We start from the raw sequence: 17470 nt of genomic DNA, 5'->3' as shown, positions 1-17470 counted from the left end.
ATGCCGTGATGATTTGGTTAATACTCGCCACGCTGGCGGTGGTGTTTGTTGTAGGGTTTCAACTGCTGACGGCCGGTTCACGCCATGCCGCACAAGGGCTGAGTAAAAGGCTGCAGCTGCCGCCGGTGCATATCGAATCGATGCTGTCACTGATGGGTAAAGACGCGGCCAAAGAGTTCACCGATTATATCGCGGGCGACAACGAAAACCATCTGCAGAACGGCGCAGCGGTGATGCTGATCTGGCAGGTGTTGATTGTCGATGGCAGCGACGAGAATGCGGTGCGCTGGCATGGCATTCTAACCAAGGCCGGGTTTTCCGGGCTGATTTCGCGGCAGCAGCTGTTGCTGGCGTTGGGATTCTTAAGGCAGTTGGAGCCGGAGAGCGCCGAGCTGCATGCGCTGCGTGAGCAATACAATGCGCGGTTTACGCAGCAGGGGATCGAGTTGGAAGGGGAGTCCGGTGAGGCGAGTAATCTGGTGTCGATGAGCGAGTGGCGTAAGCGGCACTGAGGGTAGGGGATGGGTGGGCATTGAGGGAGGATGGCTCGACACTGGGAGACTGCTGTTCGACATTCAGGACGAATTGTTCAATGATTCAACACTCTGGAGCCACAGCACGGCAAAAACGTTGACGGCAGAGCGTGCAAACGTATAATCCGACGCAACCACTATGCGCCCTTAGCTCAGCTGGATAGAGCACCGGCCTTCTAAGCCGTAGGTCACAGGTTCGAATCCTGTAGGGCGTGCCATCTTTTCTTCTATTAACATCCTTTCTAGTCTACTTTTTCCTTTTAAAACAGAATATAACACTTCTCGATGGTCCAATTTGGTCCAAGGTGACCTATTGCGTTCTTGTTCCGATTGGGGGCAGGATAGGGGGCATCGCCAGGTTCAATCAAATGGATGCCCCCATATGAAGCTTACAGCCCGACAAATCGACTCTGCGAAGCCTAAGGAAAAATCATACAAGCTTGCCGATGGTGGCGGTATGTATCTGGAAATTTTTCCCAATGGAACAAAAAGTTGGAGGCTTAAGTATCGGATTGCAGGTAAAGAAAAACGTGTAGTGTTTGGCACCTATCCCATGCTTACCCTTGCTGAAGCCAGGATTAAACGATCTGAAGCTAAGAAGCTCTTGTCAGAAGGTGGTGACCCAAGTCAGCAGAAACAGGATATAAAAATCGCTAAGATTATGGCTGTCAGTAACAGCTTTGAACTGATTGCCATTGAATGGCATGAACATAAAAAACCTTCCTGGTCTGAGGGCTATGCTGATGACATTCTTGAATACCTTAAGAAAGATGTTTTTCCCTACATAGGCAGAAGACCTGTTACTGAAATCAATGCAAAAGAGATGCTCGATGTTCTTCGCAAGATGGAGAAACGGGGAGTTCTGGATAAGCTAAAGAAAACCCGTCAGGCATGTCGTCAGATTTTTACCTATGCAGTTATTTCTGGCAGGGCTGAGCACAATCCCGTATCAGATTTAGTCGGTGTGCTCAAAGCACCAAAGCAAAAACATTTTCCACATTTGTCAGTGGCAGAACTGGGTGAGTTCCAAAGGCAACTGGAGCAATATTCTGGTAGCAAAATTACTCAAATAGCTACTCAGCTTCTCATGCTAACTGGACTGAGGACGATTGAGCTTCGCTCAGCAGAATGGACTGAGATAGATTTCGAAAAACGTCTTTGGCAAATCCCAGTTGCCCGCATGAAAATGAAAAGACCACACATAGTGCCTTTATCTGATCAAGCTCTTAGACTTCTTGAGGAGTTAAGAGTGATTACTGGCGGATTCAGATTTATTTTTCCCGGCAGAAATGACTCACGAAAAAGCATGAGTGAAGCCAGTATCAATCAGGTAATCAAAAAGATCGGTTATGCAGGAAGGGCTACAGGACATGGCTTTCGTCATACATTGAGCACCATATTGCATGAACAAGGTTTTGATAGTGCATGGATTGAAACTCAGCTTGCACATGCTGATAGAAATACGATTCGTGGCACCTACAACCATGCTCAATATCTGGAAGGGCGTCGTAAAATGATGCAATGGTATGCCGACTATCTCAATAAATTAAAAAGTGAATCTAAGCTCGGAAAGGTGAAGCAATGAAGGTGCACGAGATTAACATAGAACTTCAGTCATGGTTCAATATTGAAAATTATCAGGATGTAGAAAAATTATCTTTAAGGGAGTTTTATAAAGAACTTCAAGTTAGAAAAAATATATGTGAAGGAATGGATTTTTTTGAAGGAGACCATCCAACTTTCAAAACGATTTTGGATGGTAAACCCTTAATCAGCCAAACAATGAATATGGAAGAGTTATCCAACCACAACAATAGCCATATACATCAAGTATGTTTTAAACATTTTGACAGTTTAATGAGAACACTTGAGCTTTTTTCTCATGATTCTTTCGTAAAAGGAACTGATGAGCTTAAAAAAGAAATTAGGTCTCAGCCGATAACTTTGATTATGAAAGATATATTAAAGAAGAATGGCGATAATAGGCTGTACATATCATTCGACATAAAAAATTCCTCTGATGACGAAATCATAAATGCACTGAAGGTTATGCTACCAGTTTGGAGGGACGAATATCAGATTAAGGAAAGCAAAATTGAAAAATTTGGATTGGCTAAAATCATCAAGCTTATAGATTATCGAATACTGCCTATGATGGACTTACTTCTATGGGCCAAATTTAAAAAATCACCTTAACGAATACCGTTCTATCAAGGATTCTTTACCCAAGATTAACTGATGAAATCCGAGGTGAAGAACAACTCAAGGAAACTGATCGTCCCTTAGCTGAGAAAGCATTGTCTGGAGAGACATGCAAAAGCATTGAAAATTTCATAAATAAAAACAATCATATGGAGAGAATTCCTCTTAATGGACTCAGAAGTTTGTTGTAGGTGATTCATGTTCAAATTAATTTTGCAAGTGGGAGAGGGAATTAATTTTTTCCCTCTCCCTATTTTTCAAGCAATTAACGCATAGAATTCCGTATACCAAACCACCCTTCAATAGCCTACCTGCCCGATATTAGTATCAACTCATCGACCAGACGAGGGGATACAACCATGAATACATCAACTCCAAGCACCACTCGACTCATTCGCTTACCTGAAGTCCTGCATAAAACAGGCTACAAGAAAGCATGGATTTACCGATTGATTTCAGAAAATAGATTCCCTAAACCTATCAAGTTAGGTTCCAGAGCTGTTGCTTTTATTGAGGCGGAGATCGATCAATGGGTTTCTGACACCATTAGCAATTCGAGAAATGCTTGATAGTAATGCTCCAGACCAACGACAACTACTAAGTGAGGACAATTTGGAAATCAAAGAATTCATGAATATTGGCACCCTTTCAATACATGTAAGTCAAAAAGACTTTGATAAGATTTTTGATGCTGAAGCAATCAGTTTATTACCAATGGATGCTTTGGGTAAGAAATCCGTGCTTTGTTTAAGCTATTACCTCGAAGATAGCGAATACAATCCATTCCAGTTTTTACCTGAATTGAATGAAGAGAGTCGAAACTATATCTATGAAACCATGCTGTCTGTGGTCAAATGTAATGAGCTATTAAGAGGGTTATCAAAGAAAATCACACAGAATGAAATTAATATCGCAGTAAAAAAGACTTTAAAGGGAGAAGACTATGTGTTGCTATGTGGCTTAAGTATCAAAAGAAATATTCTCAACCAGTATGTGGACACAATGCCGGATCTTTTACCAGATGAAGATTCATTTATGACAGATGACATTGACCTTCTTAAGCTAAGCACTGAAGATATATCAAAGATTTTATTAATTCACATGTTAGAAAGTGAAGCATTGATTATCCATATGGGAGATAAGCTTCGAGGTAAAGCTAAAGTTATTCAAGAGCAATACTGGAATGAAGTAGAAAATATTTACAATGGACAAACGACAATACAAATTAGCATTTAGAATGTCATTATTCAAAAATTGTAAAGTTTAGATATTAAAAAATAGTGAAATTTAACAGAATACTTTCCAAATTATTTTTTTGAAGCTTTGTATCACATATGCAATAAGGCTTTATTAGTTTTTCTTCTTGAATCAGGTATGACTACCTTTAACTAGCCGTACTGGTTTCTTTCACGTGAAAGAAATTTTTTTAAGTATCTAAATGGATTATAAATAAACAAAAAAATAACAAAATAAAATTGCAAATTTTAAAACGATAAGATAATGATAAGCCGTAGTGATTACTAAATGTAAAGTTTCGGAGGGTTATTATAATGTCATTCAAAATAAAGAAATTTGTCATGAGCAATGGAGAACGAGGTTGCTTAATTCTCAACAAAGAAACACTGCTACCAGTTTACTATCAGAACCTTTATCTCACAACTAATGTCAGGAACAGAAGTGCAACTGCATCTACGATGGAGATAGTCGCAACGAATCTACTTATCCTTAGCAATTTTATGAAAAGTAGGAAAATCAACATCATTGACAGGATTGAAAGCAAGCGGTTCCTAAGTGTAGCCGAAGTGGATGACCTGATACGGTATGCAAAGCAACGATTCGATCAACAAAAAATTACGAATGTAAGATTACTAAAAGGAAAGCAGATTGCTACAAGAACTTTTAGTTACAGGATACACGTTTTTTCAAATTACCTAAAATGGTTGTGTGGATTGATTCATTCTATGAAGGGAATTCATGCCAGATATGAAATTGATACTTTTATAGAAAATTTGAGAGCACATCTCCCACGAAATAAATCACACAGCATGAACGACAGAACAGACAAATCGATAAATGAAGAACAAATAAAAGCTCTGTTTAAGCTGTTGGAAATCGAAGGGAGCCAAAACCCATTTCAGAAGGAGGTTCAAGTGAGGAATAGGCTCATTTTTACCTTGCTACTGAATTGTGGGTTGAGAGCAGGTGAATTACTAAATCTTAAAGTAAATGATCTAAATCTTAGAAATAACACACTGAGTATCTTCAGAAGACATGACTGTATTGAAGACCGGAGACTGAATCAGCCATTAGTTAAAACTGGTGAAAGGGTAATCCCATTATCAGACGAGTTAGTGACGGAGATATTCGATTACATACATACTTGTAGAAGTGAAATTACGAAAAAGAAAAACATGATTTCTTATTTGTAACTCACAGCGCAGGTAAAACGGTAGGAGAACCATTATCAGTTTCAGCATATGAGAAAATAATTTCAACCATTAAAAAAGCAAACCCGAAATTAAAGAATTTATCGGGGCATAGATTGAGGCATTCATGGAACTATTTCTATTCGAATGAAATTGATGGTTCAAATTTGGAAATCAGTCGAAAATCAGGATTGAGATGCTATCTCATGGGGTGGTCAAAAGATTCTAAAATGTCTGAAAACTATAATTTTAAAAATATATCAGAAAAAGAAAAGGAAGTTATTGGAAGAGTTTATAAATCTTTGAAAAAGATAACTGAGGGTCAATATAATGGAAACATGTAACCTAAGAAAAGAGAATCTGGTTTTTGCAAAGATGCAGGGGTATAGCTTCATGCTTTCTGATATCAAATGGAAATTAGATAAAGAGACTTGTATTTTCCCATATAAGATTGCCGACAAATTGCCAGAATCGATGCGTATTGGTTACCTTACTACCTTGGCTTACTTTTCGGCTGAATACAGTGCAGGTTACACAAAAAACATAAACCAGATTTTTAGTCAATGGTTAGGGATGATAGACCGTAAGACGATAGATGCTAATGCGGTTTATCAATTTAATGTTAGTTTAGGCCCTGAGAAAAACTATAAACTAAACTCTATAAAGCAGTTTCTAACGAAGTGGAAAAAGCTCGGTTATGTAGGAGTTGAAACCTCAGCTTTAACAATGCTGGAAAAAATAAATATTAAAACTAATTTGACAGGAGAAGCCGTTAAACGAAGAGATCCAAATAGTGGACCGCTAACTGGAGAAGAACTGGAGTTCATTCTTGAGAGTATTAGCAATTTGTTGAAAGAAGATAAAGTCCCCATGTATCTTTATTGCTATGTCATTCTTTTAGCAACAACGGGAAGGAGGCCTTTACAGTTAACCTCCTTAAAAGCGAAAGATCTCATCAGAACGGGAGAAGGTTGCTTTCTAAATATACCGAAAGTTAAACAAAGGAAGGACTTTAGAAGTGAGTTTAGCATGGTAGGTATCGATGACTGCCTTTATGAAAAACTAACAACCTTGGTTGATATGAATCAAAAATATATCGAAGATAGTATTAATCAGAGTATTGGTCATATAAAAAATGAATTACCTATATTCATGGACTCCAAAAAATCGCTATCAATTCAGTCTGGTCAAAGTTTAAATACCATTATTGCAACTGATTTTTTACATATGAAGAATTCATTTATATCTATAGAATTAGATAAAATCAGCACTAAATTTAATATCAAGTCATCAAGAACCCATAATCCTATAAAGCTGAATGCAAGACGATTCAGGTATACCCTTGGATCACGTTTAGCAAAGGAAGGAGCCTCAGTTGATGTGATCGCTAAAGCATTAGACCATAAATCTATTAACTCATCAGGAATATATGTAAAAAATAGCCCAGACAATGTTCACGATATTGATATGAAACTTCATTCATTTTTTGAACCTCTATCGAATATATTTCAGGGTAGCGATAGCACACAGAACAAGAAGCTCTTTACAGAATATGTTTTAAATTCTTTTGGATTCATTTATTGTAAACACGAACACGTAGAGTGTTTTACCTGCAAAAACTTTAGAGCCTGGAGTTCTGAATGACCAATGTGATTTTATTCGAGCCAATCAATGCTAACAACCCAAATTTAAATGTTGAGGATTTTATTAAATTTTGCAAGGGTAATGTTTTCAACTCTAAGTTAGCCAGTGCATGGGAAAGCAATATATGGAAGGGATGTTACAGATTCAACAAGTTTGACATGAAAAATAATCGAAATAGCAAAGATAGATTAGATGATAGCTTCATTGATTTTGCTAAGGCTTATATGTTTCATATTCATTCGTTTAACAAGTCAAAGTTAAACCAGAATGCTTTGGCAATGTTGAAGATCGTTGAGTTTGTGTTATTGAAATCATACGGTGAAGCTAATGTGGTCAAGTGTAATAATAACATTTTTGATGAGTGTGTAAGAGTAGCAATGGCTAAATATACGAAATTAACAGCAGTTGGAATTGGTAAGGAACTTGAGAAACTATGTTTATTTTTGAGTGAAAACAGAATGACAAGCTCATCATACTTTTTTTGGGTAAATCCGTTAAGGCATAAAATAACTCAAAGTTGGCAAGGTTATGAACCTTCGCTGGAAGGGCACTCAAAATTACCAGATATAAAGTCCGTCATAGCCATTGCAGAGATTTTCTCAAAAGATGAAAGCCAACTGTCTGTGAGGGACATTTTCACAACGTCTGTTCTTGCACTGCTGATGTGTGCACCAGGACGAATCTCGGAAATTTTAAGCCTTCCTGCGGATTGTGAGATTACAGAGCATGATGAGAACGGCATTGAACGATATGGCTTAAGGTTTTTTTCAGCGAAGGGGTATGCTGGAGACATCAAATGGATTCCTTCAGTAATGGTCCCTGTAGCTAAAAAGGCCATAGCCCGGTTGAGAAAGTTGTCCACCCATCCAAGGTTTGTTGCAAAAACGATGGAAGGGAAGGTTCCTGAGTCATACAGACATGAACTCTTTACTAAAAAGCCTCAAAATTTTCCCTGGTATGATGAAGAGAAGAAAATCAAATATTCAAATGCTTTGTGTCTGTTATTTGAGGGACAATTATGTAAGAAAACGAGCAATCATTTGGCACCTTTGTTCAGACCCACTGCTCAGTTTTTTAAATCGGATATTGATGCCTTTGCAAGTATTAAAGGCACTACAAACTTGTTTAAAAGACACGGTTATATTAACGAAGATGGTAGCCCGTATTCGCTTAGGACCCATCAATTAAGACATCTACTTAATACGTTTTCTCAAATCAATGGTATGGACGAGTTTAGCATCGCCAGATGGTCTGGAAGGAAGTTGGTCTCACAAAATGTTTCCTACGATCACCGATCACACTTACAAATGATCAATCTCATGAAAGATAAAACTTCAATCGGAGCCGGTAATAGCCATAGGCAAAAAGAAATAGCTGTTATGGACATAACTGATTTCGATTTATTGAATGATGGAGCTGTGCTCGTCACTAAGCATGGCTACTGCAAGCACTCATATGTTTTTGAGCCTTGTAGTTATTATCCCTTACAAGACTCTGGAAAGGATGATGGCCAACTAATGACGATACACACTAAAATTCTTGAAAAAACCAATTATGATAAAGATGATGGGAATGTTAATGCTGATAAATGGTATAAATTTCAAACTAAAATAATTAAAGGAGAATAAATGGCTAAACACATTACTGGTTATGATGAAAAATTGATAATGAAAGTTATTAATACCTGGAATGACGATGAGAAGCTGACCTGGGAGGCTTTATGCGACCAGTTGATAAAGATCATTGGGAAGAGACCTTCGAGGCAATCTTTAAGTTGTCATGTTAAAATTGCGGATTGTTTTAATTCAAAAAAGAAGATTCTCAAGTCTGGTATGACAAAAACCTATGCGGTTAAACCTGCTAATTTAAAAATTGCTTGTCAGAGAATAAAAAGGCTCGAAACTGAAAACGAAGCTTTGATAGCATTGAATAACAAGTATTTAGAGCAGTTTAAGATATGGCTATATAATTCTCATTTAAAGCAAATGACAGCCGAAGAGCTTAATCGTCCTTTACCTAAAAAAGATATTCAAATAGAAATTGATAGGTTTTAACTATTGACATGATTGAATATTATGATATTTCTTTAAATGTCAGGATGACATTCACAACAGCAAGGATGCTACTATGAATAAATTAAACAGATATTTGCCAGATCAGAAATTTTTGATACTCCTCAATCGCTTCATTCTTAGATACGATGAATCAGACTGTAATAAAGAAAAAATCGTAAAAGATGCCTACCTATTCTGTGTAGGATACTTCTTGAAGTATCAGCAAGACTATGACAATCCTCATTTAACCGGATCAAGTAATATTATTGCTGTTCTCTCATCTGCATTACTTAGCCCGAATTTTTGCAACATACCCAATACTATCAGCCTCGAAAAGGTTCTTTATTTTTATAAATTCATTATCGAATATATCATCTGGAATGAGTATGAGGTAGAAAGCATATATAGAAGCCAAAAACATAATTTTAACGCTACAAAAGAGCCTAAAGTTAACAATTTAAAAATGAAAAATAAAGGGTGACATTCTTAATCCGAATCATCTAATCAGATTTTGATTAAGACTACGCTGGTAATGAAAGGAAAAACAATCCTTTCATTACTATTTGATTATTTATAGAGATTTGATAACTGTGCAAGTCTAAAAAAGTAAGACTCTTGAGTTTTATTGAAATTTCCCCGGCTATTTAGCCTTTTTTCAGCATTAATTAAAATACAGCAATTCTCAGCTCTGGTGATCCCGACATAATGTAAATTAGTTTCTTGTTGAAGATTTGGGTATATGGGGATATCTTTATTTTGATCATTCCATTCTCGGAAGGGGAAAGACCATTCATCCATATCGAAATGCAATACCAGCTTAAATTCTAACCCCTTAGACTTATGAAGTGTCATCATCTGTATTTCTTGATCATTAGTAGGTCTAAATTGTTTTAATAATACCTCGTCTTCCAAGGTTTCTATCAAGGCATCATTATCTTCTTTTTTTGATGTCAAGCCAATTAGTTGAGCAATAGTATCAAACTCATCAACTAAATCCTGAACAACATCTATGCTTCTTATATTTTTTATTTTTTTCTTACTTTTATTAATTGAGAACCTTCAAGGTCAAATTGAATCTTAGTTCTATTGATAACCTCTTGAGTTGTATTTTTCTGATCATATTTGTATTTAAGTAAGTTCATGAATAACGATGAGCATTCTGTTTCTATTTTATCAAGTGGTGTGTCAATGTATAGTCTATAATCTACTTTCAAGCCTAAAGATAATAGTATTAGGGAGTCTTCCTTTCGGGTTAGTATAGCAATTTCTTTTGGCTTATTAAGCCCCCACGTATTATTTTTCAACCAAGTGCAAATTTTCTCAGATATAGTGTCACCTATTTCTTTCAAGTTCCCTTTGATTCTTCTCCTGTAAACATTAATGCTTGGGGTTTCTAATAACTGAAAGTTTTTATCGAGCAATCTAGAAGCATAATTTATAATGGATGGGTGACACCTATGATTGAGGTTTATTTCAAAATGTTTAAATGCATCTTTATTAGATACTAATTCAATTAAAAGCTCTGAACTACCACCTCTAAACTCATAAATTGACTGCCATATATCACCAACCGCAACAGAAATTAAACCCAATTCATTCAATTTAAGGAAAAGTTGGTGTTGTGACAAAGACACATCTTGATATTCATCTATGAAAATATGACTATATCTTGATTTTAAATATCTTCTTGATGATAACGAGCTGTTCAGAATTTTCAGAGCCAAGCCTGAGAATGTATTCATTACTAAAATACCCTCATCGTATAAACGCTTAAACCCCTGATCACTATCGATTTCTTCTAAAGTTGGACTTAGGCTTTTTGTGTTACTTATATAATTAGAATATGGAAGGCCCAACTTTTTAACTATTTTACATTGAGATGGATCTCCGCCCCATACCTTTCTTAGAAAAGGTAAAATGACCTCACTTAAGCAAAAACTATCAATTGTGCCAAAAAAGCTGTTTTTAGTATCATGAGCATCTTTTTTGCATCGTAGTTCTAATTCTTCACTGGCTTTGACAGTAAAGGTTATTGCAATGACTCCTTTATATGAAGGAAGCTCACTTGTGACATTTCTTATTTTTTCTTTGATCACTGTTGTTTTACCGCTCCCAGGACAAGCGGTTATAATCATACTGTGTCCATATTCAATTGCATTTGTTTGTTGATGTGTAGGATTAAATATCTTCATTTTACACTCCCTCAACAATTTCTATGATTTTTAAAAGTGGTTTGACTAATTCCCCTGAATTCAATGTGCTAAGATCTGGTCTTATTCTTTCTAATAATAAGTGCATTCGAACAGCTTTTTTCTTCTGCAAATATTCGATGGCACTCTCGTTACTTTTTCTTCTCAGCGCAGTTAGGATTGGCACACTTAGCTCTTCAATTAAATCAGTTTCCAAATCAACTTTTGACAAGAATATACCTTTTTGATTTACTTGTGAGGACACATTGTTCCAGCTACCGTTCGTGATGGTTTCATTAGAGTTAATTTCTACATCACTATGATTTCGTTTCGGTAAATCAGCCAAATCTAAACAGCGATTAATGCCTGCATGGTTCCACTTAGTTACTCCTTGCACTTTGATTTTAGAGATATCATTATCCGTTCTCATAACCCACGGAATTTCCAATGCATCTAAAATAGCCGCATAAATTTTAAATGAAATGCCATCCACAGAAATTATAGATATATTAAAGTAATCAAGATCTATGCTTAAGGAATCAGCTAATGAGTGATAAAACAATATCTCTGATGGACCTTCGACTAAAAATACTCCGCTGGAAAAGAAAGCTTCTGCTGGAATAATACTCATTCTGTAGCTCATTCCTTGCCAGTCATTTGCTATTCCTGGCGAGCATCCATTACTTGCAGCAACGGTTTGTCCTCCTTTATCCAATAGCCTGACTATTGAATCTGGTTTGAAATTAACAGCAATCTGTGGCGAGTGAGATGAAATGATTGTCTGGCCCGGCAATTCAGTAATTAAGTAATCAGCTAATTTTCTTTGTTGATGTGGGTGTAAATGGGCTTCTGGCTCCTCAATCACATAAAATATCACTTCATTTTCTACATCATGTTCTTTAATACTTTTTGCTTTCCATAATGCCAGCAATATTTGATTGTTGCGACCATCACCACCGAGCATTACATTAGAACCATTAGTATTTGCTCCTAATCTAAGATTATCGATGAAGTCATTAATTCCTATTGCTCCCGTATCTAACTGAACCGAGTATTCAGCATATTGGTATGCAAGTTTTTTCAATTCTTCGTTAACTTCTGAAGTTGCTTTATCTACATAAATTAATTGTGATACCTTTTCATTTATCGCGTGTAAATCAGAACTTAATTCAACTAAAAGACTCTCATCTTCGTTTCTTTCTTCATCAGTAAGTGATTGTTGTGATATTTTTAACAATTGCTTTTTTTCTTTCCGTATAAATCTCTCTAAATCTCTTTGAGATTGTATATACTTTAAGTTTACATATTTAAGGTAAAACCTAGAAGATATTTCGTGCAAGTTATCAATAGAATCACCAATGTAAAGTTTATAACTTAGATCAGATCTTTTAGCTTTATATCTTATTAATGTTTCTCCCTCATCACTAACATCTCCCTTTAAAATTGTTAAAACAGAATCTTCAACAATATTTTTGAAGTGAACTGTAATTTCGATTTCTTCTGAGCATTGTCCATCTTCTAAATGAAAATCAAGTTCGTTAGGCTCAATTTCAGCCTCTGAAACACTCTTATCCAAAATTATTCTGAGCGAGTGTAGTAAGTTTGATTTACCAACATCATTGCAACCAATGATAAGAGTGTTTTTGTTAATTTCAATATATGCTTCTTTAAAGTTCCTAAAACCGTTTATTCTAACTGAAGAGATTTCCATTTACTTTTCCTTTTTAATTTAGGTTTTTTCCTTGGTTTTATTAACTAAAGCTAAATTTTGCAATACATAAACTATTTTAAAAAATAGCATGTGAAAATTTATGAGTATTTCATTGCAAATGATTGAATTTTATAGTCTTAATTGTGAAGCACAGACTAGTTTCATCTGATATGTATAACATAAATCTTTTTTATGTTTTTTTAAACAAAAAAAACCAGTCGTTCGACTGGCTTCTTATAAGTCTCTGTAATAATTACATTTTTAATTCCTGTTAATGACATTATCAAAAATATGCATCCATCTTTTAAGCTGTAGCTCAGTATCCCGGATGCCTTCTTGTGAGTTGAAGTCACCCTTTTGGGGAAAGAACATTACTCTCCATTCTGGATACTGAACATCGTCTACTGCGATGTAAAACCCTGATTCTCTGAAGTCATGGGTGCGGTCGAGTTCTCTATCCAGGCCTGTTCTTTGTCTTGTGGTAGACAAGTTGTATCTCCACTCCCTGACCGCAGAGAAGGGATAGGTCTTATGTTTATTCTCTTCCCTGAGATGAATTAGTCCTTTGTGCTGGTCGAGTTTCATCGAAGTAGAGCCAAATTCATGGCTCCACATTCCATCCTGCTCGCCAAAATGGTCCTTGGTGCTGGCGTTCCACTTCTTAATTCGGAATTTTTTATAGGCAAACATCAAAAGCATGATGCTTACAAAAATCCAGATTAGAGCAAGTTGTACTAATCCTTTCGTACCTAAGAAATAGAAGATGACAATGGGTAAAGCGATAGCAATCCATACCCTTTTCATCATCAGAAAATTTGGCTGTTTTACTTCTGTCATAGCTGTCATGTAAATGTCCTATATGGAAGGGGCTGAATTTAGGGCGCACGTGTTCGTCAGCATTTTCGTTGATAAATCAGTGAGCTATATCTCTTTGTTTGAAGTTACATTACGGCCAGTAATGAGTGTCTAGCAAATCATTTATACCGATCGATCAGATCGTATTGATAGATAATGACTATCATAATTAGCTAATTGATCAGTAATAACGATCGATCGTTTTTATCTATCAATATGATTTGAAATGAAAATATTTGTTGTATTTGGCTTAAGGAGTGATTTCAACTAACTGAAAACTAGCCGTTTAAAGGGGTTTAAATTGCGGTTTTCTTACCGAGTCATGAGAATTTACCTCAGGAATCTCTGGTGTTTCTGAGTTGCCGGTTCGTATTGTTGTATAGATGACATCTCTTTTGAGAGGATTGAGTATCGTTAAACTGACAGCTTTTAAACTGGCTACAAACTCGTCGAGGTAAGGTATCCACTGTAACCAGCGGAATCGACTATGTGCTTCCAAACTTGCCGTAAGAGGTGTAGCTGTGGCATGAACTGCAATGGAAGTCGAAACGTTTTCATTGACGGCAATCGATACAGGAGCAACGGTTTCTATTGGTTTAGCCACGATGATTCGCTTACTCAGATTTGACCAACCATATTCTTTTCCAAGCTGTGATGCCTTGAATGCGACACCACCATATTCGAACGAGAAACCGTTCATTTTGCCTGTAGATGCAACATTGGCTATCGCTAAAATATTTTGCTTTTGCAGTTCATCGATGAAGTCTTCAACAGTGATTTCATCAAAGAAGGTGAGAACTGCATCTATAGCTTCCTGTATCACTATCTTGGGAGCTTTCTCTCCGGTCCTGTCTTGCATCATCTTTTCGTTACGAGTGAGCTTTCTTTGCTTCTGAGAGGCTTTTTGAGGAGCAGGGCCTTTCGTTCGAGTGAGCTGATGATCTTTTTCAAGCTCCTGAATGATACGAGTGCTCTTGAGGTTCTCGTTCCTACCGAGATAGAGCTGGCCAACTGCTAAAACGTTTATGCGAGAAGCAATGATATGTATGTGCTGACCAGCTCCGTCGTCATGAAGAACATAACAACGAAGATGAGTATCTGAGAACCCCATCCGCTCCATGTAATCGTCGGCAATGAGCTTCCATTGCTCAATGGTCAATGAATCGCCCTTTGGTAATCGTAGCGAGTTATGCCATACAGGTTTCTCAACATCCTTTCTCAGTTGCTGAGTTTTGGCGAACTCTGCTGTCAACTCCTCCACTGAAATGCCTACCAGGTTTCCTCCTATCACAAGGGGAGCGGTTGAGTGATGAGGGGCAGGGGAAAGAGCATACGAGACGACACCCCGGAAGTTCTTACCCCTTTTGATTTTATTCATACCTTTCATCTGGGATGATTACTTTTCGAGTGTAAGCAGAGCATCTCTCACATGTGACAGCTTTAACTTCAGTGCATTCACTTCATGCGAGAGTGGCTTCGCTTCTTCGCCTCTGCGAAGCAGGAATGAACCAAGATCATTCAGCTTCTGTAGTGAGTGAGTAAGATCTTGCCAGGCATTCTTGTTCACCTCGGGAACTGATGGAGGGAGTTGCTGAAGAGCTGAGCTTCTCAGCCAACAGCTTTTGCTGGCTTGGTTCCTCAGATAATTTACTTTGGCGAGTTCTATATCATTTAAACGAACAGTAACTGTATGCCTGCGAATGCGATTCGGTGGAAGTTTCTTTGATTCAGTATTATTGGTAAAAGACGAAGGAAACTCGTCATCAGATATATTATTAAATTTTTCCATATCAACTCCTTTGATATTAAATTGATAGCAAGTCCGTATGCTATGCATAAGTAATTATCATAATATGCCAGTGTGTCAATGCTTTAGGTGTTGATTTTGAAATTGTTTTTCTTTTTCAACCGAAGGGCGGAAAAAGCAAGGCAACTGAGCATCGCTCAGTTAGCCCTTGCTTTATTCAAATTGATTTCATCCAACTTCTATAAGATATTAAATTTTAGATTGATTCGATGAAGTCTAAGTTTTTCTTAAATTCACCACTAAGGAAATCTCCAGTCGGGTAAAATGTAAATTCTCGTTTGTTACTGATGATTATTTGAAAGCCATTATCGATGAGAAGTTTTAAATTGCAATAAGAGTTCACATAGATTTTATCTATATTTATTTTTGTTAATTTTATTAAATCTCTGTGTTTAATAAATGCATCGGGATATTTGTTAAATAATGAACAATTGAAGATGCTATACCCTCTAATATCTAATTGATTAATATTCAAATTATGCTCTACAAAATTTTTAATTAATGTTTCATTACCTATATGGTTGAAGAATAGCGCATTTTTATTTTCTTTGTTACAGTGATTGATGTCAGCTCCATTGGCCAAAAGCCGGAAAAAACTAAGTTGGTTTTGGCAAAAAAATATTGGTGTTAGCCCGTTACTATTTGGTTTATTTACTAATGAGTTTTCTATTATAAAATCGGTCCAATCGTCAAAATGCATATTAACCTCCCGGCTTAAAAGGTTGTTATAATTGATCGGGAGGTGTTGTCAAGTCTAGCTTGGTCCGTTTTCATTTGTTAAACGCGATAATCTATCTTTCAATATATCTTTAAGAACCTCTAATTTTTCGATTCTAGAACTATTTTTTGTTATCTGATTGTTTTTTAGCGTGAGTAGTTCATTACTAATAAATGAAATTAAATATTCATAAGCCTCGATTTCTGATGTAAATCCATCCTGTAAATATGTGCCATGTTCATCAACTACAACAAAACCTCGAAATTTATCTTTATTAAAATCTGGATGCAGAATTACCTTCATTTTGACCCTCTTATGTTTAGGACAATTATGTTTACAGGCTTGACACCCTCGGTCTTAAATAAAACCTATATGGGGCACTGTAGTAACCTAATTCACTATATTTTTCATCATACACAATCTCTTTGCTTTCATAGTGAAACGCGTCAGCTAATGAAATTTTATCGTCTGGTCCTTTGACATTATGCCTTCGGGCATCAAAGACAACCAGATATGCTTGAGGTATTCTGTCTGGACTACTTGTATATTCATTATCGATATAATTAAGTAACTGTTCTGCACCATCATGCGCCCTAGAATCGTCGTAAGTAGTAAAAGGTTTTGAAGGGTTTTTTGGTGATAGTATCAGAGATGAACCAACCCATTTAATCTCAATCAGAGCGGTGGCTTTACTATGTATCCAGGTGATTTTAATATCAACCGGCTTTGATTCATCTGTATTTTGCTCAGCTCTAACGTCAGCATCTTTAAGTGTGATAATTAATGCCTGCAATAATGAGTTTCTCATAATGTGTTCAGGTTTATTATTAAGCACTAATCGTGGACCCGTTAAACCACCATGCCAAATATTTTGCAAGATTTTGCAGGAGCTTTCACGAGCCATTTTGACATAATAATTTTGTAATGCATCATTGAGTGAGTGATATGTTGGTGAACAAAAATTGCTAGGAAATAATGGCGACAATGGAATTATTTCATCGACATGATCGCCAATATAAAAAGTTTCCTTTTTTCTGTAAAACAATAAACTATATAGTTCTTTCCAATGATCTCTTTAATAAGAATAGGGTATTCATCTGTATATGAAATTTCACAAGTCCCATCTTCATACACTTGGAATAATACACTCTTTTGTGATAATGAAGAAATGTGTATATGAACATCATCTAAACTTGAGATTTTTTTCCTGCATTCTGGTGGAATGGAATTAACATCCTGATCTTTATCTTGATCATTTGCATTTACTTTTATAAAAAAGGTTAAGTCAAAGCTTACGTTCTCTGCTGGAAAATTTTGATAAAATGTTCTAA

General features: G+C 36.3%; 18 protein-coding genes, 1 tRNA gene and 2 pseudogenes. 11 read left to right on the top strand and 10 right to left on the bottom strand.

Annotated elements, in window-relative coordinates; all coding sequences use genetic code 11:
• Positions 1-8 precede the first annotated feature (8 nt).
• From PSSD_RS17310 to PSSD_RS17265, 11 genes and pseudogenes are all read left to right on the top strand, one after another.
• On the top strand, positions 9-512 hold the full coding sequence (locus PSSD_RS17310) for a DUF1198 family protein (protein WP_058973092.1): 504 nt from the start codon (positions 9-11) through the stop codon (positions 510-512).
• A 162-nt stretch (positions 513-674) separates the two neighbouring features.
• Positions 675-751 (top strand) — tRNA-Arg (locus tag PSSD_RS17305).
• A 164-nt stretch (positions 752-915) separates the two neighbouring features.
• On the top strand, positions 916-2118 hold the full coding sequence (locus tag PSSD_RS17300) for a tyrosine-type recombinase/integrase (protein WP_058973080.1): 1203 nt from the start codon (positions 916-918) through the stop codon (positions 2116-2118).
• Positions 2115-2926, top strand: a pseudogene (locus tag PSSD_RS17295) (DUF6387 family protein). The gene PSSD_RS17300 and the pseudogene PSSD_RS17295 overlap by 4 nt, the downstream one beginning before the upstream one ends.
• A gap of 168 nt (positions 2927-3094) precedes the next feature.
• Positions 3095-3304 (top strand): helix-turn-helix transcriptional regulator, encoded by a 210-nt coding sequence (locus PSSD_RS26675; protein WP_072214993.1) that lies wholly within the window; start codon positions 3095-3097, stop codon positions 3302-3304.
• Positions 3305-3347: 43 nt separating this feature from the next.
• The gene (locus tag PSSD_RS17290; protein WP_167347683.1) at positions 3348-3971 is read left to right on the top strand and encodes a hypothetical protein; all 624 of its coding nucleotides are present in this window, start codon (positions 3348-3350) and stop codon (positions 3969-3971) included.
• Between the two features lie 314 nt (positions 3972-4285).
• Positions 4286-5505, top strand: a pseudogene (locus PSSD_RS17285) (tyrosine-type recombinase/integrase).
• Positions 5492-6805 (top strand): site-specific integrase, encoded by a 1314-nt coding sequence (locus PSSD_RS17280; RefSeq protein WP_058973076.1) that lies wholly within the window; start codon positions 5492-5494, stop codon positions 6803-6805. Before PSSD_RS17285 ends, PSSD_RS17280 begins: the two are co-directional and overlap by 14 nt.
• On the top strand, positions 6802-8433 hold the full coding sequence (locus PSSD_RS17275; RefSeq protein ID WP_058973075.1) for a hypothetical protein: 1632 nt from the start codon (positions 6802-6804) through the stop codon (positions 8431-8433). Before PSSD_RS17280 ends, PSSD_RS17275 begins: the two co-directional genes overlap by 4 nt.
• Positions 8434-8859, top strand: a complete 426-nt coding sequence (locus PSSD_RS17270; RefSeq protein WP_058973074.1) for a hypothetical protein — start codon at positions 8434-8436, stop codon at positions 8857-8859. It abuts the gene before it with no gap.
• A gap of 73 nt (positions 8860-8932) precedes the next feature.
• On the top strand, positions 8933-9340 hold the full coding sequence (locus PSSD_RS17265) for a hypothetical protein (RefSeq protein ID WP_058973073.1): 408 nt from the start codon (positions 8933-8935) through the stop codon (positions 9338-9340).
• Positions 9341-9426: 86 nt separating this feature from the next.
• On the opposite strand, the gene PSSD_RS28160 is transcribed toward PSSD_RS17265, so the two are convergent.
• From PSSD_RS28160 to PSSD_RS28155, 10 genes are all read right to left on the bottom strand, one after another.
• A complete protein-coding gene (locus PSSD_RS28160; RefSeq protein ID WP_369404265.1) occupies positions 9427-9819 on the bottom strand; it encodes a 3'-5' exonuclease in 393 nt (130 codons plus the stop codon).
• A gap of 65 nt (positions 9820-9884) precedes the next feature.
• Positions 9885-11051, bottom strand: a complete 1167-nt coding sequence (locus PSSD_RS17260; protein ID WP_082672326.1) for a UvrD-helicase domain-containing protein — start codon at positions 11049-11051, stop codon at positions 9885-9887.
• Position 11052: 1 nt separating this feature from the next.
• Positions 11053-12759, bottom strand: a complete 1707-nt coding sequence (locus tag PSSD_RS17255) for an ATP-dependent nuclease (RefSeq protein WP_058973072.1) — start codon at positions 12757-12759, stop codon at positions 11053-11055.
• Positions 12760-13020: 261 nt separating this feature from the next.
• Complete coding sequence (locus tag PSSD_RS27185; protein ID WP_058973071.1) at positions 13021-13605, bottom strand: DUF4755 domain-containing protein; 585 nt, start codon at positions 13603-13605, stop codon at positions 13021-13023.
• Between the two features lie 295 nt (positions 13606-13900).
• Entirely contained in the window at positions 13901-15001 is a 1101-nt protein-coding gene (locus PSSD_RS17245; RefSeq protein WP_058973070.1) for a relaxase/mobilization nuclease domain-containing protein, read from the bottom strand.
• 9 nt (positions 15002-15010) lie between these two features.
• On the bottom strand, positions 15011-15403 hold the full coding sequence (locus PSSD_RS17240; RefSeq protein WP_058973069.1) for a hypothetical protein: 393 nt from the start codon (positions 15401-15403) through the stop codon (positions 15011-15013).
• Positions 15404-15617: 214 nt separating this feature from the next.
• Positions 15618-16121 carry an ankyrin repeat domain-containing protein gene (locus tag PSSD_RS17235; protein WP_058973068.1) on the bottom strand — a complete coding sequence of 168 codons (504 nt, stop codon included), beginning with the start codon at positions 16119-16121 and terminating at the stop codon, positions 15618-15620.
• 54 nt (positions 16122-16175) lie between these two features.
• Entirely contained in the window at positions 16176-16442 is a 267-nt protein-coding gene (locus tag PSSD_RS27505; protein WP_153011458.1) for a hypothetical protein, read from the bottom strand.
• Between the two features lie 31 nt (positions 16443-16473).
• Positions 16474-17184, bottom strand: a complete 711-nt coding sequence (locus tag PSSD_RS17230) for a hypothetical protein (protein WP_153011457.1) — start codon at positions 17182-17184, stop codon at positions 16474-16476.
• Positions 17130-17470, bottom strand: a 341-nt coding sequence (locus PSSD_RS28155; RefSeq protein WP_235589246.1) for a hypothetical protein, incomplete at its 5' end; no start/stop codon positions are given. The genes PSSD_RS17230 and PSSD_RS28155, both read right to left, overlap by 55 nt.

It is taken from the genome of Type-D symbiont of Plautia stali (assembly GCF_001485335.1).
In the GTDB taxonomy this organism is placed as follows: domain Bacteria; phylum Pseudomonadota; class Gammaproteobacteria; order Enterobacterales; family Enterobacteriaceae; genus Pantoea; species Pantoea vagans_C.
Note: the sequence above shows the minus strand (reverse complement) of the source record. Positions and strands in the feature narration are given on the sequence as shown.

Excerpts from the sequence above, each read along its gene's own strand:
- PSSD_RS17275 (WP_058973075.1), top strand. The coding sequence starts at position 6,802 with ATGACCAATGTGATTTTATTCGAGCCAATCAATGCTAACAACCCAAAT.
- PSSD_RS17235 (WP_058973068.1), bottom strand. The coding sequence starts at position 16,121 with ATGCATTTTGACGATTGGACCGATTTTATAATAGAAAACTCATTAGTA.
- PSSD_RS17240 (WP_058973069.1), bottom strand. The coding sequence starts at position 15,403 with ATGGAAAAATTTAATAATATATCTGATGACGAGTTTCCTTCGTCTTTT.
- PSSD_RS17280 (WP_058973076.1), top strand. The coding sequence starts at position 5,492 with ATGGAAACATGTAACCTAAGAAAAGAGAATCTGGTTTTTGCAAAGATG.
- PSSD_RS17310 (WP_058973092.1), top strand. The coding sequence starts at position 9 with ATGATTTGGTTAATACTCGCCACGCTGGCGGTGGTGTTTGTTGTAGGG.
- PSSD_RS17245 (WP_058973070.1), bottom strand. The coding sequence starts at position 15,001 with ATGAAAGGTATGAATAAAATCAAAAGGGGTAAGAACTTCCGGGGTGTC.
- PSSD_RS27505 (WP_153011458.1), bottom strand. The coding sequence starts at position 16,442 with ATGAAGGTAATTCTGCATCCAGATTTTAATAAAGATAAATTTCGAGGT.
- PSSD_RS17270 (WP_058973074.1), top strand. The coding sequence starts at position 8,434 with ATGGCTAAACACATTACTGGTTATGATGAAAAATTGATAATGAAAGTT.
- PSSD_RS17300 (WP_058973080.1), top strand. The coding sequence starts at position 916 with ATGAAGCTTACAGCCCGACAAATCGACTCTGCGAAGCCTAAGGAAAAA.
- PSSD_RS27185 (WP_058973071.1), bottom strand. The coding sequence starts at position 13,605 with ATGACAGCTATGACAGAAGTAAAACAGCCAAATTTTCTGATGATGAAA.
- PSSD_RS17265 (WP_058973073.1), top strand. The coding sequence starts at position 8,933 with ATGAATAAATTAAACAGATATTTGCCAGATCAGAAATTTTTGATACTC.
- PSSD_RS26675 (WP_072214993.1), top strand. The coding sequence starts at position 3,095 with ATGAATACATCAACTCCAAGCACCACTCGACTCATTCGCTTACCTGAA.
- PSSD_RS17255 (WP_058973072.1), bottom strand. The coding sequence starts at position 12,759 with ATGGAAATCTCTTCAGTTAGAATAAACGGTTTTAGGAACTTTAAAGAA.
- PSSD_RS17260 (WP_082672326.1), bottom strand. The coding sequence starts at position 11,051 with ATGAAGATATTTAATCCTACACATCAACAAACAAATGCAATTGAATAT.